Here is a 22,187-nt window from a genome sequence, read left to right as displayed (position 1 = left end):
GAGTAGTGGTGGGCCAAGGTTAGTGCACGGCTCGGCCGTCGCTCCCTCCCCGTCCCAGGGAGTGAGCCGCGGCAGGGCCGGGCCGCGCCGCCCCGAGGGCCTGGGTGATGCGCGCGCCCGTGACAGAGCCCCGGGCTACCGTGGTCCCATGAGCGCCACAGCATCGTCCACGCCGTCCTCGGCGCCACCGGCCGCTCTGCGCGAGCGCGCGGAGGACGTGCTGCGCGCGCTCGTCGGCAGCCCGGCCGCACGGCTGCGCCCCGATCAGTGGCGGGCGATCGAGGCGCTGGTGGTGGGCCGCCGCCGAGCCCTCGTGGTGGAGAGGACGGGATGGGGCAAGTCCGCCGTCTACTTCGTGGCCACCATGCTGCTGCGCGAGGGCTGGGGCGGCTGGCACGAGGGAGGCCCCCTTCCGCCCCGGGGGCAGCCGGGAGCGGGCGGAACCGGGCCCACGATCATCATCTCCCCGCTATTGGCCCTCATGCGCGACCAGGTCGCCGCTGCCGAGCGCGCCGGCATCCGCGCCGTCACCATGAACTCGGCCAACAGCGCCCAGTGGGGTCAGGTCGAGGATGAGATCCGTGCCGGGCGCGCTGACGTCCTCCTCGTCTCGCCCGAGCGCCTCAACAACCCCGTCTTCCGGGATGAGGTCCTCCCGTATCTGGCGGCCTGCGCAGGCCTCGTCGTGATCGATGAGGCGCACTGCGTCTCGGACTGGGGGCATGATTTCCGGCCGGACTACCGGCGAATCCGCTCCCTGCTCACCGGCTTGCCTCCCCGCGTCCCCGTCCTGGCGACGACGGCCACGGCCAACGAGCGCGTGACCACGGATGTGGCCGAGCAGTTGGCCGGCCGCGAGACGGGTGGCCGGGCGCCCGAGGTGCTCGTGCTGCGCGGGAGCCTCCAACGGGACTCCCTGCGCTTGGGCGTAGCGCACCTGGAGGACTCGGCCACGCGCTTGGCCTAGCTCGCCGATTACCTCCAGCGCGCCCAGGGCTCCGGGATCGTCTACTGCCTCACCGTCGCCGCCGCGGGCGAGACCGCCCAGGTCCTGCGCGGCGCCGGCCTGGAGGTGTCCTCCTACACCGGCCAGACCGAGCCAGCGGAGCGCGAGCGCCTCGAAGCCGATCTCAAGGCCAACCGCGTTCGCGCGCTCGTGGCCACCAGCGCCCTGGGCATGGGATTCGACAAGCCCGACCTCGGATTCGTCGTCCACATGGGCGCGCCCGCCTCGCCCGTGGCGTACTACCAGCAGGTGGGCCGCGCGGGGCGCGGCGTCGAGAGGGCCGAGGTGGTCCTGCTGCCGGGAGCGGAGGATCGGGCGATCTGGGACTGGTTCGGCTCCTAGGGCTTCCCGCCGCCCGAGCAGGTCCGCGAGGTCCTCGACGCCCTGGGGGCGGCCGATGGCCCCCTGGGGATCGGCGCGCTGGAGACGGTGACGAGCCTGCGGCGGGCCCGCCTGGAGTCGATGCTCAAAGTGCTCGACGTCGACGGCGCCGTGCGCAGGGTGAGGGGCGGCTGGCTGGCCACGGGCGAGCCCTGGGCGTACGACGCCGAGCGCTACGCCCGCGTGGAGGCGGCCAGGCGATCCGAGCAGGAGGCGATGCTCGCCTATGAGCGCCTGCGCTCCCCTGAGTGCCGGATGGCCTTCCTGCGCGCCGCGCTCGATGACCCGGAGATGCCTGATGGCTGGCGCTGCGGCGCCTGCGACCTGTGCGGGGGCCTCACCCTCCCGCAGGGGCCGGATGCGGAGCAGGTAGGGGCGGCCCGGGGATCGCTGGCGCGCATCGGCGTTGAGATCACCGCCCGGCGCCAGTGGCCCGTGGGCATGGAGAGGCTGGGGCTGGGCGCCCTGCGGGGCAGGATCCCGCCCGAACGGCGAGCGGGCACGGGCATCGCCGTCGGGAGGCTCGATGGCCTGGGCGTCTCGGCGGCGCTTCGTGACCTCTTCGCCTCCGGCGAGGACGGGCTCGTCCCTCCCGGGCTGCGGGCCCCCGTCATGGAGGCGGTGGACCGCCTGGACGCCCTCGCCCGCGCCGAGGGCGGGGCCGGCACCGCCGCGGGCGGCGCGGGCGCGCCCGAGGGCCGGGTCGGCGCGGTGGGCGCCAAGGGGATCATCGACGCCGTCGTCATCATCGGCTCTCACCGCCGCCCGCGGCTGATCCGCCACCTGGGAGGCGCGGTCGCGCACCGTCTGGGCGCCGAGCGCCTCGGCGTCATCGCCACGAGCGGGCAGCCGGGGCGCCATGACGTCAACTCCGCGACCCGCCTGGCGGCGGTGGCCAGGAGCCTGAGCCTCGACGGCTGGGGGCCCGATGCCCTGGAGCGCCTGGGCGGCGCCCGGATCGCCCTGGTTGATGACTCCACGGACTCCGGCTGGACCCTCACGGTCGCGGCCGATCTCCTTCGGGGCGCCGGCGCCGCCGCGGTCCATCCCCTCGTTCTCGCCCAGGAGTCCTAGCCCTACGGAGGCGGCACCCAGCGCTCGTGGGGCCGCGCTCAGGATCCGGGGGCCGAGGCGCGCTCCGAGGCCTGCTTGAGCGAGCGCCCGACCGCTCCGAGGCCCCCACCCTCGGGCGCCCCGGAGTAATCCGCTCCGCCGCCACCGGCACCGCCCTCGCCAGCCGCCTCATCGCCCAGGAAGTACCACCAGAAGGGCGCCCCCCAGGCCTGCGGCCGCCCCAGGGCGGCGCCCGTTACCTGGGCTATGAGGGCGCTCCGGGCGGCGTCGACGTCCTCGCGGGAGCCGAACCACCAGGGCCCGTCGTCCAGGTCCTCCCCGCCGTAGCCGAGCTCGGTGACGGCCACGCGCTTGCCGGGGAAGCGATCCGCGAGGGCGCTCATGACCCGATCGGCCGCGGTCCCCAGCGGGTGGGACTGCGGGTAGACGGAGATGCCGACGACGTCGACGAGCCCCATGAGCTCGCCAGCCGCGAGCGAGGCAGCGACGTTGAACAGCGCCCCCTGCTCCCCCGCCTGCCCGAGCTGGTAGTAGAGGGTCAGGACGGTGAGCGCGCCGGTGCGCTCCTTCACGGCCCGTGCCGCGCGCGTCGCGCGCCCCACCGGGTCCTCCCCCAGCCAGTCGCCCCCGAGCTCGTTGCCCACTTCCCAGGAGTCCAGCCCCGGCAGGGCGGTCAGCAGGGCGTCGAGCCTCATGTCGAAGTCGGGGTCGCTCAGGGCGGCCAGCGCCTCGGAGTCGCAGATCTGCCCCATGACGTGGATCCCGGCGCGCTGGAGGGCGTCGGCCGTCTCCCGCCAGGCAGCCAGGGCGGGGGCGCTCACGTCGTCGAGGACGAGTCGCACAGCGCCCTGCCTCCCGGGGCCGGTGGCGGCGACGACGGCGCCCCGCTGCTCCGGGCTGGGCGCCTCGGTCAGCGTCGCGCCGATGAGCGCGCCCGGCGGCGCCGCGCCGATGAGGGCGGTGTCGATGGCGATCTGGGCGGTGGCGGCGAACTCGAGGAGGCGCGCCCCCTGCTCGTCTCCGATGCCCGAGTCGATCGCGGACTGGGTCGCCTCGTGGGCGGCGCGCGCGGCCCCGAGGGCGCTGGTCGAGGCGCTGGCAGGGCCGCCCCGACCGGCCAGGGCGGCGAGGGCCGCCCGCTGCCGCTGGTGCAGGCCCCTGGCGGCCAGGGCGAGGACCTCGGCGCTGCCATCCCGGGGCAGGTCGGCGATCAGCGCGGAGTAGCCCTGGGACGTGGGCCAGGACAGGCACAGGGCGCAGTCCCTGCCCCCGGGGACGTCAACGAGGATCGCCCCGTCCTCCTCGTAGAGAGGACCGATCGCGATGACCTCGAGGGTCGTGGAGTCCAGGAGGGCGTCGTCGTAGCCGTCCTCACCCCTGCCCGCGGACTGGATGGCACGCGCCTGGGCCAGGGTCATCGGCGCGCCATCAGTGCCGCGCAGCACCAGGGTGATGGTGGTGGAGGGGCCCACCTCGTCCGGGCCGCGGCAGGTCATCAGCGCGCCCGCGGCCCCGCCCGCGAGCGCCAGGCCCCCGGCGGCGAGCAGCGCCCGACGACGCGTGATCCGCCCCCGCCCGGCGGCCTCCGGAGCGCCGGGCGGGCCCGGGAGGCGGCTCGCGCCGTCCCCCGGGCCCGCTGGGGCGCTGGCGGGATCCGTCATCGAAGGTCCTGGGCCGCCACGAAGGTGTAGCCCTGGGACTTGATGCCCTCGACGATCGTCTTGAGCTCGCTCAGCGGGTAGTAGGGGTGGAAGAAGAAGCTCGCCGTGGCGTGCGTCACCGCCAGGTTGAGGCGGGCGGAGTCGATCACCTGCTGGGCTGAGCGCGGCGGGTGGTTGTTGATGTCCTTCGGCTCGTAGTTGCCCAGGTTCTCAGGCAGGACGTGGGTGCCGTAGGGGTCGTTCACCGAGTAGGGGAAGAACTGGCCGATGTAGTCGTGAGGCCCGCCCGGGTTGCCGGTGAGGGTGCCCGCGTACATGAGCTCGCGCTCGTAGCGGGTCGAGTAGACCTTGTTGATTCCCTCGTAGCCGCTGCGGGAGGCCGAGTAGTGGGGGGTCTCGAAGATCCTGGGCGTGGGCAGGCCGACCTTCTTGAAGTACTTGCGGCCCTCCTTGACGCGCTTCTTGGCCCACTTGGCGCTCGCGCCGGGCAGCTCCCCGCCGATCTGCACCCAGGAGTTCTGCTTGCAGGGCGCCACCGGCGCGTCAGGGGAGTTCTCATCCGAGCACCACGAGCGGATGAACTCGAAGTCGTCGCTGGACACGCCGTTGTAGGGGTTGTTCAGGTTGCCGAACTGGTGGGTGGTCCCATGCTGGATGATGGTGCCGCCCTTGCGGACGGCGTCCTTGAGGACGGCGACGAGCCCAGTGGTGTCCTTGAGCGTCATCGACTGCGGCGTTCCGTCGTTCTTCGCCCCGGAGGGGTCGTTGTACACGGGGAAGACCGCCATCTGGAAGGGGACGCCCTGGGAGAACAGGTAGTCCACCATCGCCTGGAGCTCGGCGGGATCGGTGTCGGGGCCGACGTCCTCGATGCGCACGGCCGCCTGCCGGATCTTCTCGGCTCCGGGCTGGAGGGAGTCCAGGACGATACCGGCCGCCGCGATGTAGCGGTCCTGCTCGCTCATGTAGGTGACGGGGACCTCGCCGATGAAGGTCAGGCCGCCGGAGGACACCGCCCAGGGGAAGGACTCCGTGCCCGACTGGGCGATGCTGGCGCACCGGGCGGCGGCGCCGTCGGCCGAGGAGCACAGGGCCTTGCCGAGCACGGTGACCGCGCCCTGATCAGTGATGTGGGGCGCGGTGATGCCGCCCTTGTTCAACTCGTTGCGGCCGAAGACCCGGCCCTTGTACTCCACCTGGGTGACGCGGTCGGTGGCGTCGATGTAGGACGTGGCGGCGTCCCATCCGAAGCGGGCGGTGAAGGCCGCCCGGTCGGCATCGGTCTTGACGAGCTGCCAGATGTTGAACCCGGACCACAGGACGGGCACGTCGCCGGTGAGGACGTCATCGATGAACGCGCGGGGCAGGGGCTCGTCGTAGGTCGACCCGGTGTAGATGACGTTGGTGTAGCGCCCGGCCAGGCCGGCCTGGTAGTCGGCCACCGGCAGGGCGGTGACGAGCCCGGAGTGGCTGGCCAGGTTGCCCATGGCCATGGCGTAGTACTCGCCCAGCTTGCTCCAGTCCCCGGTGGTGTCGTAGAGGACCAGTGTGGAGGCGGGGCCCGCGTCCCGCTTGGAGTAGGTCACGGCCCGGCGCGGAACCGCTGGCGGGTTGGCCCCCAGGTGGCGGATCTGGGGGGCGGCCCGGACGGGCGCGGGCGCGGCGAGATCGACCTCCGCCTCCTTGTCGTTGGCCAGGGGCAGCGCCTCGGCCTGGGCCGCGGCAGGCGCGGGCGGAGCCTCGAGCGGGGTGTCGGCCCAGCCGAGATCGTCGGCGGGCCTGTCCGCCGCCGGCGCGAGGGCCGCGCCGCTCGCGGTCGGGGCTGCTCCCGCCGCTTGGGCGGAGCCGACGAGGCCGATCGAGGCGCTGAGAGCCACGAAGGCCGTCAGGACCGCTCTGCGCCGGCGCGCGCGGGTCGTCGTTGTCATGGGGGATCTCCTTGTCAGGGTGGGGGTCGGTCAGAGGTCGGTCAGGGGCGTGGGCTCAGGCGCGGGAGGGCTCGAAGTCCGGCAGCGGCTCCCCCCTGCCGAACAGGGCGGCGATCGCCGCCATGACTCTCTCGCAGGCCCGGCCGTCGCCATAGGGGTTGGCGGCCCGGGCCATGGCCTCGTAGGCGGCGTCATCGGTGAGCAGGGTGGTCACGGCCTCGACGATCCGCTCCTCGTCGGCTCCGACGAGCCTGGCGACGCCGTAGTCGATGGCCTCGGGGCGCTCGGTGCTCTCGCGCATGACGAGCACGGGCTTGGACAGCGCGGGGGCCTCCTCCTGGACGCCCCCGGAGTCGGTGAGCACGATATGCGCCCGGTTCATGAGCGAGCAGAAGGCCCCGTACTCCAGGGGGTCGGTCACCACCACGTTGGACAGCCCCTCGATGCGGGGCAGGAGGGCCTGGCGCACGATCGGGTTGCGGTGGGCGGGCAGGACGATGAGCGCGTCGGGATGTGCTCGGGCCAGGCGGGCGATCGCCCGCCCGATCCCCTCCATGGGCTCCCCCCAGGACTCGCGCCGATGCGCGGTCACCAGCACGACCCGCCGGGAGGAGTCCTCGAGGGCCTCGCGCAGCGCCGGGTCGGCGGGCGGCGTCGGCCTCGCGACGGCCTCCAGGAGCGCGTCGATCACCGTGTTGCCCGTGACGCGCAGCGAGGCGGGATCGACGGACTCCCGCAGCAGGTTGTCCCGGCTGGTCGCGGTCGGGCACAGGTGCAGGGAGGTGATCTGCCCGACGAGCTTGCGGTTGGCCTCCTCGGGGAAGGGCGAGGTGATCGTGCCCGTGCGCAGGCCGGCCTCGAGATGGAGGACGGGCGTGGAGTGGTAGAAGGCGGCCAGCCCCGCCGCGAACACCGAGGTGGTGTCGCCCTGGACGAGGACGGCGTCGCAGGGGAGGTCCTCCAGGGCCCTTCCCACGCCCTCCAGGCACCGGGTGGTGACCTGGGTGAGCGTCTGGCCCGGGGAGTGGATATCGAGGTCGATATCGGGGGTGATGCCGAAGAAGGCGTTGACCTGGTCGAGCATCTCGCGGTGCTGCCCGGTGACGACGATGACCGGGTCGAAGCGCTCGTCGGCGCGCATCCGGTTGATGAGGGGGGCGACCTTGATCGCCTCGGGCCTCGTGCCGTAGACCAGCATGATCCTCAGGGGCGCGCCCTGCGGCCGCTGATCGGATGGGGTCGCTGGCTCGGTGGTCATCGGTGCTCCTTGGTGTCGTGTCAGTTGCGTGGGTGTCGTGAGTACGTGGTCGCGGCGAAGGTGACGATGGCGTCCTCGGTGTAGGCGCCCACCGGGCCGCTGCGATAGGGGCTGTCGGCGTCCACGATGACGCCGAGGTCCTGGCCGTCCGCCGTGACGGTGAAGGAGACGGCGTCACCCGTGGTGTCGACCCGCACCTGGGCAAGGTGGGCGATGCCGACCTCGAAGGACGGCTCGCGGGCGGAGGCGAGGAATCGCTGGTTGCCGGGGTAGGCGGGGTCCTGCTTGGAGACCTCCCAGCCGTTGGGCTTGAGAGCGAGGGCGTAGAAGTGCTCGTTGTCCTGGAAGGACCACAGGAGCCAGGCGACCTCCCAGGGGTTGGGCGCGATGCCCTCGCGCAGCTGCTTCTCCGTGGTCATCATGGAGGTGATGGTCTGCGTGGCCCGGTCGGCGACGGCGGCGGAGGTGGAGATGGCCAGGGCGGCGTGCGTGTGCTCGTCCTCGGTGGCCGGGTTGGGGGCGAGCCGCAGGGCACCGCCCTGGCACGTGGTATCCCCGTAGCCGTCGAAGAGGACCTGCCAGTCGTCGCAGCCCGTCTCCTGGGCGGAGAAGTAGCGGTGCGCGAGCGCGGCCCCTCCCCCGATGAGCGACACGAGGGCTCCCCCGAGCACGAGGCGGCGGCGCAGCAGCGCGGACCTCGCTCCCTCCTCCGGGTCCGACGGCGGGGCGGGCGCTCGGCGGGGATCCTCCGGCGAGGGGCTGGTCCGGGGGGAGGTCTCCGGAGCGCTCATGCGGCCACCTCATGCTCTCGGGGGACCGGCGGGCGCGGTGAGCGCTGGGGCATGGGCGGGATGGCGGCGGTCGACGGCGAGGGCCGATCGACGCGCGCGAGCGCGGGCTGGATGCGGAAGCCCTGCGGGACCGGGCCGGCCTCCGAGCGCGCCGCCCCCGGCGCCGGGGTGGCCGGCTCCGCCGATGCGGTCGCCCCCACCGGGTCCTCGGCCTCCCGGGCGGTCTTGGCCCACCCGGTGCGCCCGGCGATCTCGCGCAGCAGGGCCCGCCACCCGAAGAGGGCGGGGAGGAGCCCGTAGAGGACGAAGACGTGGGCGTAGGCGAGGGCCTTGAGCGGGCCGAGCCCCTCGGAGCGCTCGATCCTCCAGTACAGGAGGCCGAAGACGACGCCGGGGCCGAAGGCGAGGAGGTAGGCGCTGAGCAGCCACCACCATGTCTGGCTGTGGCCGAGGACAACCTTGGACAACACGATGAGCACGGTGATGCCGAACGAGGCCATGAGCAGCGAGGCCGCCAGGAGGACGTAGGGGGTGAGGATCTGCCAGGTGGTATCCGCCCTGGCCAGGCCACACTGCTCGCGCGCCGCGCGCCCGAGCAGGTTGAGGGACTGGATGTTGCCCTGGAACCAGCGCGTGCGCTGCCGCAGGAGCCTCCTGAGGCTGGTGACGCCCTGCTGGTGGACCGCCGCGGTGGGCCGGAAGTCATTGACCCACCGGGTGCCGTTGAGCCGGATGCCGAGGTCGAAGTCCTCGGTGAGCGACTTGGTCCAGGGCTTCTCACCCAGCGCGCTGAGGGCGTCGAGGCGGGCGAACTGCGCGTTGCCGCCCATGCCGACGCTGTGGAGATGGCGCCTTCCCCTCTGGAAGACCTCGGTGAAGATGACGAACTCCATGTCCTGCATGCGGGCGAGCAGCGAGGAGAAGCGGTTGTTGATCCGCACGCCGAACTGCACGGCGCCGATGCGCCGATTGCGGAAGGCCCGCCGGACCTCGTCAATGGCCTGCGACTCGAGGCGGCCATCGGCGTCGACCACCCCGACCACCACGTCGGTGCCCGGATCACCGCCCCACATGTCGCGCACATGGACCAAGGCGTCGTTGAGGGCCTCGCCCTTGCCGAGGCGGGCGCGCGGGGGGACCCTGCGCATGACGCTCACGCGGGGATCCGGGATCGCCCGCACCACGTCGGCGGTCCCGTCGTCGGAGCCGTCGTCGATGACGAGGACGCGTAGCCTGTCGTCGGGGATAGCGAGGAGACGGCCCACGCTCGCGCCGATGACTCCGGCCTCGTTGAGGCACGGCATGAGGATGACGACGAGGATGTCCTTCGCCCGGGAGCTGCCGCCGTGCCGGGGCCGCTCGATCCGCGGCGACCGCCTGGAGATGAGGAGGAGGAAGAGCGCGTAGAGGAGGCCCGTCCCGATCATGATCACCGCGCCCCAGTGGCCCACCAGCGCGACAGGGTCGCCTGCGCCGCCGCCGATCATGCGCCCCTCCTGCGGCCCGGCCCCCTGTACCAGCCGATGAGGGTCCGCCTGAGGGCCCCGGCGAGGTTCACCCACAGCCAGGCGAGGGCCACGACGGCGAAGAGGAATCCGGCCAGGAGGGAGAGGACGTGCGCGATTGTCCCAGCGATGGAGAGAATGCGCGCCATGGCGCCCGGACCTGGCAGCCACGGGGAATGCGCAAGAATCAGGGAGCAACTGCTCATCGCACCGTCATTTCAACTCAAGGGATCAGGGCGGAACCACGATGATGATCGTTCGCAGTGGAACACATCCAGATAGGGTCCGGACGCATCTAGAACCAAAGATAACGATTTGATATAGGAGAATGAAACTGTGTAAATATACAATCTGAACGCCCCTGAATTGGGGGAACTCACATGTCCGTTGGAGTATCAGCCATGGTCGGCGGCCTATTCGACTCCAGTGGACAGAATTCAGTTGTGTCTATCACATTGTCAAGATTATTTGATCGCCACCATCAAAAGCGCGATGGAATCGCAGCGACGACCGCTCCCCCACGAATCCCGTCAGCGCGGACGGAGGAAAACTAGGGGACTCATTCCCGCCCTGGGACGAGAATCCGCGCCGAGCACCCATCCATGGGCGCTCGGCGCGGATTCCAGGCACAGGTTCAGTCGCGGCCGCGAAGACGCGCACCGACAGCCTCGGCATGAGCGGGAAGATCCTCCGCCTGGGCCAGCGCGGCGAGCGGGCCGGACATCGCCCCCAGGGCCTCGGCGCTGTACTCGACCATCTGAACGGGCTTGAGGTAGACCATCACGCTGAGCCCCGCGGCGAACCGCGCCGTGCCGCCGGTGGGCAGGACGTGGTTGGAGCCGGCGAGGTAGTCGCCGAGCGGGACGGGGCTGTAGGGGCCGACGAACACCGCCCCGGCATTGCGGATGCGGCGCGCCACGTCGGGCGCCTCCTCGGTCTGGATCTCAAGGTGCTCGGCGGCGTAGGCATCGGCCACGGCGATGCCCTGCTCCAGGTCCCGCACGAGCACCACCCCCGACTGGGCGCCCCCCAGGGCGGTCGCGGCGCGCTCCCGGTGCCGCGTCGCCGCGAGCCGGCGCTCGAGCGCGGCGTCGACGGCATCGGCGAGACCGGTGCTGTCGGTGATGAGCACTGATCCCGCGTTCGGGTCGTGCTCGGCCTGGGAGAGGAGGTCGGCCGCGACGTACTCGGGATTTGCGGAGGCGTCGGCGAGGATGGCGATCTCCGTGGGACCGGCCTCGGCGTCGATGCCGACGTCCCCGAGCACGGCGCGCTTGGCCGCGGCGACGTACACATTACCGGGCCCAGCGATGACGTCGACGGGCTCGCACAGAACACCCTCGGTGCTCGTCTCCTCATCGACCCCGCTCCCTGCCCGGGCGCCGTACGCGAGCATGGCGATGGCCTGAGCACCACCCGCGGCGTAGACCTCGGTGACGCCGAGCAGGCCGCAGGCCGCCAGGATCGTGGGATGGGGCAGCCCTCCGTGCTCGGCCTGGGGCGGCGAGGCGAGGACGACGCTCTCCACCCCGGCCACCTGGGCCGCGACGACGTTCATGACTACCGAGGCTCGGGTAGACGGCCAGGCCCCCTGGGACGTACAGGCCGACCCGCCGGACGGGGATCCAGCGCTGGGTGATGATCCCGCCATCGGTGATGCGCGTGACCCGCTCGGACGGCATCTGGGCAGTGTGGCCCGCGCGGTTGTGGGCGATCGAGAGCTCCAGGGCCTCTCGGACGGCGGGGTCGAGGCCGTCGACGGCGCGCTGGATAGCCTCCTGCGGCACGCGCAGGCGCTCGGGGCGGACGCCGTCGAATCTCTCAGCCAGGTCCCGCAGGGCGGTGGCACCCCGCGCCCTCACATCACTGATGATCGGCGCCACGGTCTCCAGGGCGGCGGCGACGTCCAGGGCCGCTCTCGGCAGGCGCTGGGCGAGCTGGTGGGGGGTGAGGTCGGTGTCGCGCAGGTCGATGCGGGTCAGCATGGGCCCAGGTTATCGGCAGGGACGGGCGGCTCACGCCCCTCACCGGGGACTGGATGCCGCCTGGCCCCCCGCCAGCGGGGGCGCGCCGCTCGACGGGGCGCGCCAGGGGCCGAAGGGGCAATGCGAATGATTACGAAACGATAACCTTATGGCCATCTAGTCCCCCACTATCCCTGACGACGAGGAGTCCCGCCATGAGCATGCCCCGCATGCCGTTACCCGCGATGCCCGGTGGGCGGGACTGGGCGGGGATCCTGCCCCCGATCATCGGCGTCCTCCTCGGCGCAGCCGCGCTGTGGGCGGGCGCCTCCCAGCTGGCGGGGCCCCGGTACGCCGCACCGCTCATCGTCGCCGGTGCGGCCGTAATGGGACCCTTCGCGCTGTGGGCCTCCGTCAGGCTGGCGGGACTGCTGCGCCTCGCGTGGCGAGCCCACCGCTTCCACTCCGGCCATCCGAGCGCCGCGGAGTCCCGGGAGCTCGAGTGGCGCGCGGGGCTGGCCGCCTCCCAGGATCAGGCCAGGGCCGTGGCGCGGGGCCTCGCCATGGGCGGGACCTTCGACCTGGGTCGCCCCTGGGACGTCGCGATCGACACGAACGAGCAGGTCCTGGCCGATTGCTCCTCCGACTACGCCCGGTACTACAGCGAGGACGCGCGCCCCCTCCAGCCCGGTACCGGGGTCGTCGGCGGACCCGGCGGGGCATCATCGGGACTGGACGCCACGCCGACGGCGCAGCGCCGTCGGCCGTGGGCAAGGGGGTCTCAGGGTTACCAGTGGCGCGAGAACCAGTCCGTGCGCGCGCTGGTCACCCAGCGACGCGTGCTCGTGCAGCGCAACGACCTCCATTGGCTAAGCTTCCACTACGACGCGATCGTCGCGATCCGCCCGCAGCTGCCAGCCGGCGTGCTCATCCTGGAGTTCGAATCGGCCTCACCCCTGCGCCTGGCCGGCCCCGCCTCAGCGGTGACCGCCGTGGCGGCGGTCTACGCGCTCTTCGGCGCCCGGGGGCTGCGCGACCATCCGGGGCTGGAGCCCCTGCGCGTCCGCGACGCCGACGATGCGGCTGGCGATCGCGGCGATGACGGCGGCGATGACGGCGCTGACTCGCCGGCGGCCCCCGCCTCGCCGTCCTGAGCGGCGGCGCTCTCGCGGCAGCGGGTCCCACCCGGGACGGCGCTCTGGAGGCGACCGGACCACAGGTCCCAGCAGGCCTGGCGGTTGGGGGGTGCCCACCGCGCATCCGGGGTCGAGACCTCGCCCGTCCCGGCGGACACCACGAGGGAGGCCAGGCTGGGCTCGTCACGGGCGGAGCAGTCATGGGCGATCATCGATAGCAGCGGCCCCATGTGGCGGGGCAGAACCGCCCCCGCGATCTCGTCGCTGAGCTCGCCGTAGGTGATGACCTCCCGGTGCTCGGCCACCTCGATGAGCGCCTCCCGGCAACGCGCGACGGCGCGCGCCAGCCGCTCGGAGAGCAGGTACTGCCGCTCCCCCACCGGATAGCGCGCGCCGACGGCGATCGCCAGGGGCTCCTCCCCCGATGCGCTCATGCGCGCATCGACAGGAGCCTGCGCCGCAGGTACGGGCCGAGGATGCTGATCAGGAGCGAGAGCAGGGCTCCGCCGGCCATGACCGTGCGTGCCTTGGGCTTGACGTCCTTCGCGATCTCCGCCCTTGCCTCGGCTGCGCGGGCGCCCGCGGTCGGGGCCTGCTTGGCGGGGGATCCCTGGGCGGCACCGCCGGCGGGGGCCGGAGCGGCGGCCGCCGGCGCCTCGGTGGTCGGCGCGGCCGACGGGGCCTGGGCCGGAGCGGCAGGCGCTGCCGGCTGCTCGGCGGCGTGGGGAGCGGACGCCTTGGCGGCGGGCTGCTCGTCATTCCACGCGGCGTTGACCAGGGCGCCCATGTTCACGGCCCCGCCCGCGTCGGTGCCGAGCTTCTTGGCGATCGCGGCGGGCAGGGCCCTGCCCGCGCCGCAGGCCGGGCTGCCGGCCTTGAGGCGGAAGTCGGAGGCCTTCCAGTTCCCGCCCTTGGTCTCCTTGACGAACAGCGGGTTGGCGTCCGGGTTCCCGCGCAGGTCGAGGCTGTGGCTCTCCTTACCGCCGGTGGTCACGCCCTTGTGCGATTTGAAGGTCTTCAGGTCCTGGGAGTAGAAGGCCTCGTTGATCGAAGCTCGTCCCGTACTGCCACCAGTGCAGGAAGTTGTAGTCACCGCCCTGCGGCCGGTAGTAGGCGTTGTGGTCGATGCTGGAGATCATCTGGTTGGCGTAGAAGGCGCCGGGGGCGTAGCGGTTGGCATCGCCGTCGACGTTGACCATGGAGGCGTAGCGCCAGGGGTCCTCGGGGGAGGCCTGCGTCTGCTCTGAGGAGAAGATGTTGTTGGCGACCACCGTGTTCGTGGTGTCCCAGCTCAGGCCGCGCTTGGAGCTCCAGGGCTCCAGCGAGGTGCAGGTGCCGTCGGCGCTCCTGGCGTTGCAGCCCTTGGAGCGGGTGTCCTCGCGCACCACGAGGCTGGTCAGCGCGTGCGAGACGGTGTTGTTCCACACCGCGGAGTTGTCAGAGCCCTGGACCCTGATCGCCGTTCCCGCGCCGTCGATGATGTTGGAGGCGATGGTGCTGTGAGAGGAGACCTCGTCGAGGATGCCGAGGGGGACGTTGATGAGGTGGTTGCCCACGATCTCGGAGTTGATGACGCCCTCGTCGAACCAGATGCCGGCGGTCTGCACGCTCTCGTTGTTCCGGGGCAGCGAGGCGTCCACGCCCGAGGCGGAGTTGTCCACGGTGTTGAAGGCGTAGCGCACGTTCTCCGAGTGGGTCACCTTGGTGTCCGCGATGGTGCAGTAGGCGCCGCAGTCGGTCGTGATGAACCCTGCGGAGTTGGTCCCCCGCCAGTAGTTCTTCTCGATGACCGTGCCGGAGGAGGCGTTGACGTTGAGGGCGGCGCCGCCGTTGTACTCGAAGCGGTTCCCCGTGACCTTGGAGTTCGGAGCGCTGGCCAGGTGGAGCGCGCTGCCGGCCGCGGAGTACCGGAAGGCGTTGTTCTCGATCGTCTGGCCTTCCTTGGAGGCGACGACGGCGCCGCCGCCGGTGAAGACACCGATCTCAGGATCCTTGTAGTCCCAGCGCTGGAGCGGGGAGTACTTCTCGACGACGATCCCGGACAGCGTGGTCTTGGCCCCGTGGAGGGTGAGCGCGCGGTGCTGCTGGACGACCTCGACGGTGTGCTGGGCCGGGTCGACCCCGATGACGTAGGCCGTTCCCCGGTGGGGCTTGGTGTTGAAGCCGCCGTAGGAGTTGCCCGGCTTCTTGAGGGTCACGGGGTCGGGGTCGTCGACGTAGAAGGAGGAGGCGTTCACCTCGCTCCTCGAGGCGACCTGCTTGAGCGGCTTGCCGTCAACGAACACCTGCTCGGGGTAGGCCGCCATGCCCTCGACCGCGGGATTGGCGTTGGTGGTGCACACGTCGCAGAAGCGGACCATGTCGTGGCCCGTCGACCACGTGCCGTCGCCCCCGGCCGACCACGAGGTCGGCACCTCGGCCCCGGACAGGACCGGGGTGGCTCCGGCGGCAGCGCGGATGGTCACACCCTTGTCGACGAAGATGTTGCCCTCGCGGTAGGTGCCATCGGCGAGCTCGACGACCTGTCCGTCGCTCGCCGCCTTGAGGGCGGCGCCGAGCGTCTTGTAGGGCTTGGCGGCGGAGCCGTCGCCGGAGTCGGATCCGGACGAGGCTGAGACATGGACCACCGACTCCTGAGCGGCGGCAGGGGCCGTGAGCCCCGGGGCTGCCGCCCCTAGGAAGAGGATGGCGAGCAGTGCAGTGGATCGGCAGTATCGGCGCATCATTGTGTCGTCGTCTCCTGGTGGTGGGTGGACCCCGCAACCGTACCGTTACGAGGAGGCCCAAAACGGTGACATATTGCGCATTTACACCTTTCTGGGAACTCGGGAGGAGCCTTTCAGGATCCTCCAAGGAACCACCCACTCGCGGCTGAGCCGCAGCAGAAGGGGTCCCGACCACCGATGCTACACGCGATCACGAGCCACATGCGCACCACGAACCATATCTGCCACAATCGGATCATGAGTGACATGCCGTACCCCACCATCCTTGTTCGCGGAGAGATAAAACTAGGCCAGTTCTTGAAGCTCGCCGATCTCGTCGAGGACGGCGCCGAGGCCAGGATCGCGATCCAGTCGGGCGATGTGAGCGTGAATGGCCAGGTGGAGCGGCGTCGCGGGCACCGCCTGTCCGACGGCGACGCCGTCGAGATCGCCCTCCCCTCAGGATCGGCGGGAGCGCGGGTGAGAGTCGAGGCCTGATCCGGGGGCTCGGAGGCGCGCGCCATCCGCCGGAGCGCCGAGCCGCGGCTAGGCCATCGCGCCTCGGGGCGGGCAGGGCTCCACGAGCGGGGCCGCCCGCGCCCCGCAAGGGGTGGGCCTCCCCAGGCATCATGCGATCAGTGCCTGGTCAGAGACTGTTCAGAGGTTTCTCAGTGATGGAGGCACCCCGGCCCGAGGAGGGCCTTGATGTCCGAGTAGAAGGCCTGGGAGGCCTCCACCCTCAGTGAGGGGGCGAGCTGGGTGCGGACCTCCCGGCCCGGGCTGGTCAGGTTGAGGCGCACGACGCTCGCGCCTGGGTGGCGCTGGAGGAGGTCGCGCAGCTTCTCCACCAGGGGCCCGGTGCAGCGGTTGGTCGGCAGCGTGAGCGTGACGGCCTCATGCGTGGCGCTGGAGATGTCGGGGAGGGAGAGCTCCTGGGCGTAGAGGGAGACGGCGCCGTCGCGGCGGGTGAGCTTGCCCCGGATGGTGACCACCGTGTCCGGCGCCAGCATGGTGGAGACGGTCTGGTAGGTGGAGGGGAAGAAGAGGGCCTCGATGGAGCCGCCCAGGTCCTCGATCTGGGCGATGGCCCACAGGTTGCCCTGCTTGGTGGTCTTACGGGTGAGGCCGGTGATGAGGCCGGCGATGGTGACCATGGCGCCGTCGGGGCGCTCGTCATCCTCCACGAGCTCGGAGATCTCGGTATCGGAGAGCTTGGCGAGGAGGGGCTCGATGCCGAGCAGCGGGTGATCGGAGACGTAGAGGCCGAGCATGTCGCGCTCGTAGGCGAGCTTGTCCCGCTTATCCCACTCGGGCAGGTCGGGGATCTCGGAGGAGAACACGGGCCCGGAGGAGAAGGGGTCATCGGCGCCGCCCGCTCCGCCGTCGCCCATCAGGGAGGCGAAGAGGTCGAACTGGCCAGCGGCCTCGTTGCGCTTGACTCCGATGATCTCGTCGACGAAGTCCTCATGGCAGGCCTGGAGCGCGCGGCGGGACTTGCCCAGGGAGTCGAAGGCGCCGGCCTTGATGAGGGAGTCGATGGTGCGCTTGTTGCACACCACGGCGGGGACCTTGTCGAGGAAGTCCTCGAAGGAGGTGAACTCGCCCTTCTCCTTGCGGGCCTTGACGATGGCCTCGACGACGTTGAGGCCGACGTTGCGCACGGCGGACAGCCCGAAGCGGATGCCCCCGCCAACGGCGGCGAAGCGCGCGCGGGAGGCGTTGACATCCGGGGGCAGGACGGTGATGCCCATGTGGCGGCACTCCCCCAGGTAGACGGCGAGCTTGTCCTTGTTGTCCTTCTGGCTGGTCAGCAGAGCCGCCATGTACTCGGTCGGGTAGTGGGCCTTGAGGTAGGCGGTCCAGTAGGAGACCACGCCGTAGGCCGCGGAGTGCGCCTTGTTGAAGGCGTACTTGGCGAAGGGGACCACGACGTCCCACAGGGTCCGGACCGACTCCTTGGAGAAGCCGCCCGCCACCATGCCGGCCTCGAACTCGACGAACATCTTGTTCAGGATGTCCATCTTCTTCTTGCCCATGGCCTTGCGCAGGGCGTCGGCCTTGCCCATCGTGAAGCCCGCCAGGTCAGTGGCGATCTTCATGACCTGCTCCTGGTAGACGATGAGGCCGTAGGTGGTGCCGAGGATGGGCTCGAGGGCGTCGGCGAGCTCGGGGTGGATCGGGGTGATCTCCTGCAGGCCGTTCTTGCGTAGGGCGTAGTTGGTGTGGGACTCCGCGCCCATGGGACCGGGGCGGTAGAGGGCGCCGACGGCGGAGATGTCCTCGAAGTTGTCCGGCTTCATGAGGCGCAGGAGGGTGCGCATGCCGCCGCCATCGAGCTGGAAGACGCCCAGGGTCTCACCCCGGGAGAGGAGCTCGTAGGTGGCTCGGTCGTCGAGCTCGATGTGGTCGATGTCGAGGGCGGGCTTGCCGTTGGCGACGATGTTGTCCAGGGCGTCGGAGATGACCGTCAGGTTGCGCAGGCCCAGGAAGTCCATCTTCAGCAGGCCGAGGTGCTCGCAGGTGGGGTAGTCGAACTGGGTGATGTAGGCGCCGTCCTGGAGGCGCTGCATCATGGGGATGATGTCGGTCAGGGGCGCCGAGGACATGATGACGGCGCAAGCGTGGACGCCCCACTGGCGGGTCATGCCCTCCAGCCCCTTGGCGAGCTCGACGATCTTCTGGGCGTCGGGGTCCTCGGCGTGGAGCTTGCGAAACTCCTCGGCCTCCCCGTAGCGCTCGTCCTCGGGGTTGAAGATCCCCTTGATGGTGATGTCCTTGCCCATGATGGTGGGAGGCATGGCCTTGGTGAGGCGGTCTCCGACGGCGTAGGGGTAGCCCATGACGCGGCTGGAGTCCTTCAGGGACTGCTTGGCCTTGATGACGCCGTAGGTGACGACCTGGCTGACCTGGTCGGCGCCGTACTTGTCCTTGACGTACTCGATGACCTCGTCGCGCCGGCGCTCGTCGAAGTCGACGTCGATGTCGGGCATGGAGATGCGCTCGGGGTTGAGGAAGCGCTCGAAGATGAGACCGTGGCTGAGGGGGTTGAGCTCGGTGATGCCCATGGCGTAGGCGACCATGGAGCCGGCGCCGGAGCCGCGGCCAGGCCCGACGCGGATGCCGCGCGCCTTGGCCCAGTTGATGTAGTCGGCCACGACGAGGAAGTAGCCGGGGAAGCCCATCTGGACGATGACGCCGATCTCGTACTCGGCCTGCTTGCGGCAGTCCTCGGGGATCTGGCCGCGGAAGCGCTTGTCCATGCCGGCCCAGCACTCCTTGATGAACCACGACTCCATGGTCTCGCCCTCAGGGACCGGGAAGACGGGCATGAAGGAGGCGCCGTCGTCGACGGTGGCGAAGTGGACGTCGCACTGCTCGGCGACGAGGAGGGTGTTGTCGCAGGCCTCGGGCATCTCCTTGAAGAGCTTCGCGCATCTCGCGGCCGGGACGCAGGTAGTAGGTGTCGCCGTCGAACTTGAAGCGGTCGGGGTCGGACAGGACGGAGCCCGAGTTGATGCACAGCATGGCGTCCTGGATGGTGCGGTCCTCGGGGCGCACGTAGTGGGAGTCATTGGTGGCCAGCAGGGGCGCGCCGATCTCCTTGGCCAGGCGCAGGAGGTCCTTGGTGACCCGCCGCTCGATCTCGAGGCCGTGGTCCATGAGCTCGACGTAGAAGTACTCCTTGCCGAAGATGTCCTGGAGCTCGCCCGCGGCCCGACGGGCCTCCTCCCACTGGCCGAGCCGCAGGCGGGTCTGGACCTCGGAGGAGGGGCAGCCGGTGGAGGAGATGAGGCCCTTGGCGTAGCGGCTGATCAGCTCGCGGTCCATGCGGGGCGCCTTGCCCATCTGGCCCTCGAGGGAGGCGAAGGAGTCCAGGCGCATGAGGTTGTGCAGGCCCTCAGTGTCCCGGGACAGCAGCGTCATGTGGGTGTAGGAGCCCCGGGCTGAGACGTCGTCGGAGCGCTGGGACTCGTCGCCCCAGAAGACACGGGTCCTGTCATGGCGCGAGGTCCCGGGCGTCACGTAGGCCTCGACGCCGATGATCGGCTTGATCCCGGCCTTGCGGGCCGCGGCGTAGAACTCGTAGGCGCCGAACATGTAGCCGTGGTCGGTGATGGCCAGCGCCCTCTGGCCCAGGCGCTTGGCCTCGGCGACGTAGTCCTTGATCTTGCCCGCGCCGTCCAGCATGGAGTAGTCGGTGTGGACGTGGAGGTGGACGAAGTCGTCCGCCGGAGTCGTCTGTTCCTGCTCTCCGCTCGCGCCTGCCATGGCCTCATCCTAGGCCCCCGGCGGGGGGACCTGCGCCGTCACCCGGGCCAATGGCGCCGACAGGCCGAGAAATGGCGAGGTTTGAGGATTGCCCGGCCCCTTCGCCGCCCACAGCGCAGCACCGGCACGAGCGTCCTCCTGCTGACCTGCGAAATTGCAGGTGATGTCGCAATGTCAGAAAAAGGAGTCCTCAAACCTCGCCACCTGAGGAGGCCTCATCAGGTGGCGCGCCGCTCCCCCACGCGCATGATCCGCGTGATCGTCTTGGCCATGTCCTGGTGAGGGATGCCGGCGTCGAGGTAGGACTCACCGCTGACCGCCTCGTAGCCGCGGCCCTCGTAGAAGCCCATGGCCCGCTCCTGGGCGGAGAGCACCACCGTGACGCTCACGGCACCATCGCCGCGCGCCCCGGCTCTCTCCAGCGCGACATCCTCCAGGGCCGCGACCATCCGGGCGCCCAGTCCAGCGCCCCGGCAGACCCGGCGCACCGCCAGCCTCCCCAGGTGGACCCGTCCGGGACGCTCGGGATCCAGGAGGATCCTCCCCGTCGCCAGCGGTGTCCCGTCAGCGCCCCGCGCGAGCAGATGGATGGTCGACGCCTCGAAGTCCCGGGCGTCGATCTCCTCCACGAACGGCACGTCCTGCTCGTCGACGAAGACCTCCAGGCGCACATCCGCCGCGCCGTGGCGCAGCGCGTCGGCCTCGGGCCCCGACTCATCGCCGACCGCGCTGGTCAAGCGGATCGGCTCGATCACCGCCGTCGCCGACGGGATCCGCAGCCCCACCGTCCCCGCCAGGCTCATACGGCCCTCATCGCATCGAGGGCGCGCGCCAGGTCCTGCGGGTACTCCGAGCGGAAGCGCATCGACTCCCCCGTGATCGGGTGGTCGATTCCGAGCTCCACGGCGTGCAACCACTGCCGGACCAGCCCGGTCCGCTCCGCGAGAGCCGCATCCGCCCCGTATGTCCCGTCCCCCACGCAGGGGTGCCCCACCGCCGCCATGTGCACGCGGATCTGGTGGGTGCGCCCGGTCTCCAGGTGCACCTCCGCCAGGCACGCCCGCGGCATGACCTCGATGACGTCGTAGTGGGTGATCGACTCCCGCCCACCGTCGATGATGGCCATCCTCCACTCGCGGCTCGGATGCCGGCCGATCGGCGCGTCGATAGTCCCCGACGACGGATCGAGGTGCCCCTGGACGAGCGCGTGGTAGACCTTGTCCACATCATGGTTCCGGAACGCCCGCTTGAGCACGGAGTACGCGCGCTCGCCCTTGGCCACGATCATCACCCCGGAGGTGCCCGCGTCCAGGCGCGAGACGATCCCCTGCCGCTCCGCCGCGCCGGAGGTCGCCACGCGCACGCGCATCGCCTTGAGCGCACCGAGCACGTCCGGACCATCCCAGCCCATCGACGGGTGCGCGGCCACGCCCGCCGGTTTGTCGACGACGACGATGTCCTCGTCCTCGTACAGGATCCCCATCCCCTCCACCGGGGTGGCCACGGGCTCAACGGGCCTGGGATCGGGCAGGTCGATCTCCAGCATCGCGCCGCCGAACACGCGATCCGACTTCGCCAGCGGGGCGCCTCCCATCCTGGCCCCGCCGTCGGCGCAGATCTCGGCGGCCTTGGAGCGGGACAGGCCCGTCATGCGGGAGACAGCGGCATCGGCGCGCTCGCCATCGAGGCCATCGGGCACGGGGAGGAGGCGCAGGCTCATGACCCCGCCCCCGGCTCATCGCGCCGCCCTGCCCGCCGGGACCTCCTCGCGTCGCCGCCCCCCTCGGTCGCGACCGCTGCGCCCGCGGCGCTGTCAGCACCGTGATGATCATCGTCCTTGCCCGCACGGGTGCCATCGAGATTGATGCCCAGGACCGACAGGACCATGATGGCCCCGGCCGCGCCGACGATCGCGATGTCGGCCACGTTGCCGACGAACTGCCCCCCGTAGTCGATGAAGTCGACGACGTGCCCGTGCAGGAAGCCCGGAGCGCGCACGAGCCTGTCGATGAGATTGCCGATGGCCCCTCCGAGCACGAGGCCCAGGGTGATCGTCCACGCGCGCGACCCGAGCCGGCGCGAGGCCCGGACCACGACCACCACCACCACGAGCGCGACGACGGAGAAGATCCAGGTCTGGCCCGTGGCCAGGGAGAACGCGGCACCGGGGTTGCGAACGAGGACGAGCCCCAGAAGATCGCCGATGATCGGGATCCGCGCGTGCCCGGACAGGGCCGCCACGGCCCACAGCTTCGTCACCTGGTCGACGGCGATGAGGATCGCGGCGATGAGGCAGACGATCGGCAGCGCGCCCATGCGGCCGATCAGGCCGCTCGCTGCGCGAGTGGGCGCCTCGTCGTGCTCCGAGGCGGAATCATCGGCATCCTCCCCCGGGGCGGAACCGCCCGGCCCTCCCGGGTCGGCGACAGGCTCGGGCCCGCCGGGCGGAGTGGCCATGGACGGGCCGGGGACCTGGGCCGAGCCGCCCAGGTCGACGGGCATGGTGCCC

At 71.1% G+C, this 22,187-nt stretch carries 13 protein-coding genes and 4 pseudogenes; 3 read left to right on the top strand and 14 right to left on the bottom strand.

From position 1 onward, the window contains the following. Positions 1-148: 148 nt before the first annotated feature. A pseudogene (locus ABXS69_RS05085) lies at positions 149-2,461 on the top strand (DEAD/DEAH box helicase). Positions 2,462-2,499: 38 nt separating this feature from the next. Here ABXS69_RS05085 and ABXS69_RS05080 read toward each other — a convergent pair. The 7 genes and pseudogenes from ABXS69_RS05080 to hisD all read right to left on the bottom strand — a co-directional run bounded on the left by ABXS69_RS05080 (position 2,500) and on the right by hisD (position 11,589). Continuing rightward, positions 2,500-4,122 (bottom strand): Tat pathway signal sequence, encoded by a 1,623-nt coding sequence (locus ABXS69_RS05080; RefSeq protein ID WP_366181440.1) that lies wholly within the window; start codon positions 4,120-4,122, stop codon positions 2,500-2,502. Further along, positions 4,119-6,050, bottom strand: a complete 1,932-nt coding sequence (locus ABXS69_RS05075) for a polysaccharide deacetylase family protein (RefSeq protein ID WP_366181439.1) — start codon at positions 6,048-6,050, stop codon at positions 4,119-4,121. Before ABXS69_RS05075 ends, ABXS69_RS05080 begins: the two co-directional genes overlap by 4 nt. Positions 6,051-6,105: 55 nt before the next feature. After that, on the bottom strand, positions 6,106-7,308 hold the full coding sequence (gene wecB / locus ABXS69_RS05070) for a UDP-N-acetylglucosamine 2-epimerase (non-hydrolyzing) (protein WP_366181438.1): 1,203 nt from the start codon (positions 7,306-7,308) through the stop codon (positions 6,106-6,108). Between the two features lie 20 nt (positions 7,309-7,328). After that, positions 7,329-8,099 (bottom strand): hypothetical protein, encoded by a 771-nt coding sequence (locus ABXS69_RS05065; protein WP_366181437.1) that lies wholly within the window; start codon positions 8,097-8,099, stop codon positions 7,329-7,331. Further along, on the bottom strand, positions 8,096-9,586 hold the full coding sequence (locus ABXS69_RS05060) for a glycosyltransferase (RefSeq protein WP_366181436.1): 1,491 nt from the start codon (positions 9,584-9,586) through the stop codon (positions 8,096-8,098). Before ABXS69_RS05060 ends, ABXS69_RS05065 begins: the two co-directional genes overlap by 4 nt. Then, a complete protein-coding gene (locus ABXS69_RS05055; protein WP_366181435.1) occupies positions 9,583-9,753 on the bottom strand; it encodes a hypothetical protein in 171 nt (56 codons plus the stop codon). Before ABXS69_RS05055 ends, ABXS69_RS05060 begins: the two co-directional genes overlap by 4 nt. A gap of 485 nt (positions 9,754-10,238) precedes the next feature. Further along, positions 10,239-11,589, bottom strand: a pseudogene (gene hisD, locus ABXS69_RS05050) (histidinol dehydrogenase). 194 nt (positions 11,590-11,783) lie between these two features. Here hisD and ABXS69_RS05045 point away from each other — a divergent pair. Then, complete coding sequence (locus ABXS69_RS05045) at positions 11,784-12,722, top strand: hypothetical protein (protein ID WP_366181434.1); 939 nt, start codon at positions 11,784-11,786, stop codon at positions 12,720-12,722. A gap of 68 nt (positions 12,723-12,790) precedes the next feature. Here the strand turns inward: ABXS69_RS05045 and ABXS69_RS05040 are convergent. From ABXS69_RS05040 to ABXS69_RS05030, 3 genes and pseudogenes are all read right to left on the bottom strand, one after another. Continuing rightward, positions 12,791-13,138 (bottom strand): annotated as a pseudogene (locus ABXS69_RS05040) (hypothetical protein); the annotation flags it as partial. Further along, positions 13,135-13,698 (bottom strand): hypothetical protein, encoded by a 564-nt coding sequence (locus ABXS69_RS05035; protein WP_366181433.1) that lies wholly within the window; start codon positions 13,696-13,698, stop codon positions 13,135-13,137. The gene ABXS69_RS05035 and the pseudogene ABXS69_RS05040, both read right to left, overlap by 4 nt. Next, the gene (locus ABXS69_RS05030; protein WP_366181432.1) at positions 13,682-15,430 is read right to left on the bottom strand and encodes a right-handed parallel beta-helix repeat-containing protein; all 1,749 of its coding nucleotides are present in this window, start codon (positions 15,428-15,430) and stop codon (positions 13,682-13,684) included. Before ABXS69_RS05030 ends, ABXS69_RS05035 begins: the two co-directional genes overlap by 17 nt. Positions 15,431-15,676: 246 nt before the next feature. On the opposite strand from ABXS69_RS05030, the gene ABXS69_RS05025 reads away from it, so the two are divergent. Next, on the top strand, positions 15,677-15,907 hold the full coding sequence (locus tag ABXS69_RS05025; RefSeq protein WP_366181536.1) for an RNA-binding S4 domain-containing protein: 231 nt from the start codon (positions 15,677-15,679) through the stop codon (positions 15,905-15,907). 170 nt (positions 15,908-16,077) lie between these two features. On the opposite strand, the pseudogene dnaE reads toward ABXS69_RS05025, so the two are convergent. The 4 genes and pseudogenes from dnaE to lspA form a co-directional block, all read right to left on the bottom strand. Beyond that, positions 16,078-19,678: pseudogene (gene dnaE / locus ABXS69_RS05020) on the bottom strand (DNA polymerase III subunit alpha). A 218-nt stretch (positions 19,679-19,896) separates the two neighbouring features. Then, positions 19,897-20,481 (bottom strand): GNAT family N-acetyltransferase, encoded by a 585-nt coding sequence (locus ABXS69_RS05015; RefSeq protein WP_366181431.1) that lies wholly within the window; start codon positions 20,479-20,481, stop codon positions 19,897-19,899. Then, positions 20,478-21,398, bottom strand: a complete 921-nt coding sequence (locus ABXS69_RS05010) for an RluA family pseudouridine synthase (protein WP_366181430.1) — start codon at positions 21,396-21,398, stop codon at positions 20,478-20,480. The genes ABXS69_RS05015 and ABXS69_RS05010 overlap by 4 nt, the downstream gene beginning before the upstream one ends. Then, on the bottom strand, positions 21,395-21,994 hold the full coding sequence (gene lspA / locus ABXS69_RS05005; protein ID WP_366181535.1) for a signal peptidase II: 600 nt from the start codon (positions 21,992-21,994) through the stop codon (positions 21,395-21,397). Before lspA ends, ABXS69_RS05010 begins: the two co-directional genes overlap by 4 nt. Positions 21,995-22,187: the final 193 nt, after the last annotated feature.

The sequence above is a fragment of the Actinomyces timonensis genome (genome assembly GCF_040702965.1).
Lineage (GTDB): Bacteria > Actinomycetota > Actinomycetes > Actinomycetales > Actinomycetaceae > Actinomyces > Actinomyces timonensis_A.
The sequence above is the reverse complement of the archived record's forward strand: the minus strand, read 5'-3'. Positions and strand labels throughout refer to the sequence as shown.

Coding starts and splice junctions, on each gene's coding strand:
- ABXS69_RS05080 (WP_366181440.1), bottom strand. CDS start 4,122: ATGACGGATCCCGCCAGCGCCCCAGCGGGCCCGGGGGACGGCGCGAGC.
- ABXS69_RS05075 (WP_366181439.1), bottom strand. CDS start 6,050: ATGACAACGACGACCCGCGCGCGCCGGCGCAGAGCGGTCCTGACGGCC.
- wecB (WP_366181438.1), bottom strand. CDS start 7,308: ATGACCACCGAGCCAGCGACCCCATCCGATCAGCGGCCGCAGGGCGCG.
- ABXS69_RS05065 (WP_366181437.1), bottom strand. CDS start 8,099: ATGAGCGCTCCGGAGACCTCCCCCCGGACCAGCCCCTCGCCGGAGGAT.
- ABXS69_RS05060 (WP_366181436.1), bottom strand. CDS start 9,586: ATGATCGGCGGCGGCGCAGGCGACCCTGTCGCGCTGGTGGGCCACTGG.
- ABXS69_RS05055 (WP_366181435.1), bottom strand. CDS start 9,753: ATGGCGCGCATTCTCTCCATCGCTGGGACAATCGCGCACGTCCTCTCC.
- ABXS69_RS05045 (WP_366181434.1), top strand. CDS start 11,784: ATGAGCATGCCCCGCATGCCGTTACCCGCGATGCCCGGTGGGCGGGAC.
- ABXS69_RS05030 (WP_366181432.1), bottom strand. CDS start 15,430: ATGATGCGCCGATACTGCCGATCCACTGCACTGCTCGCCATCCTCTTC.
- ABXS69_RS05025 (WP_366181536.1), top strand. CDS start 15,677: ATGCCGTACCCCACCATCCTTGTTCGCGGAGAGATAAAACTAGGCCAG.
- ABXS69_RS05015 (WP_366181431.1), bottom strand. CDS start 20,481: ATGAGCCTGGCGGGGACGGTGGGGCTGCGGATCCCGTCGGCGACGGCG.
- ABXS69_RS05010 (WP_366181430.1), bottom strand. CDS start 21,398: ATGAGCCTGCGCCTCCTCCCCGTGCCCGATGGCCTCGATGGCGAGCGC.
- lspA (WP_366181535.1), bottom strand. CDS start 21,994: ATGGGCGCGCTGCCGATCGTCTGCCTCATCGCCGCGATCCTCATCGCC.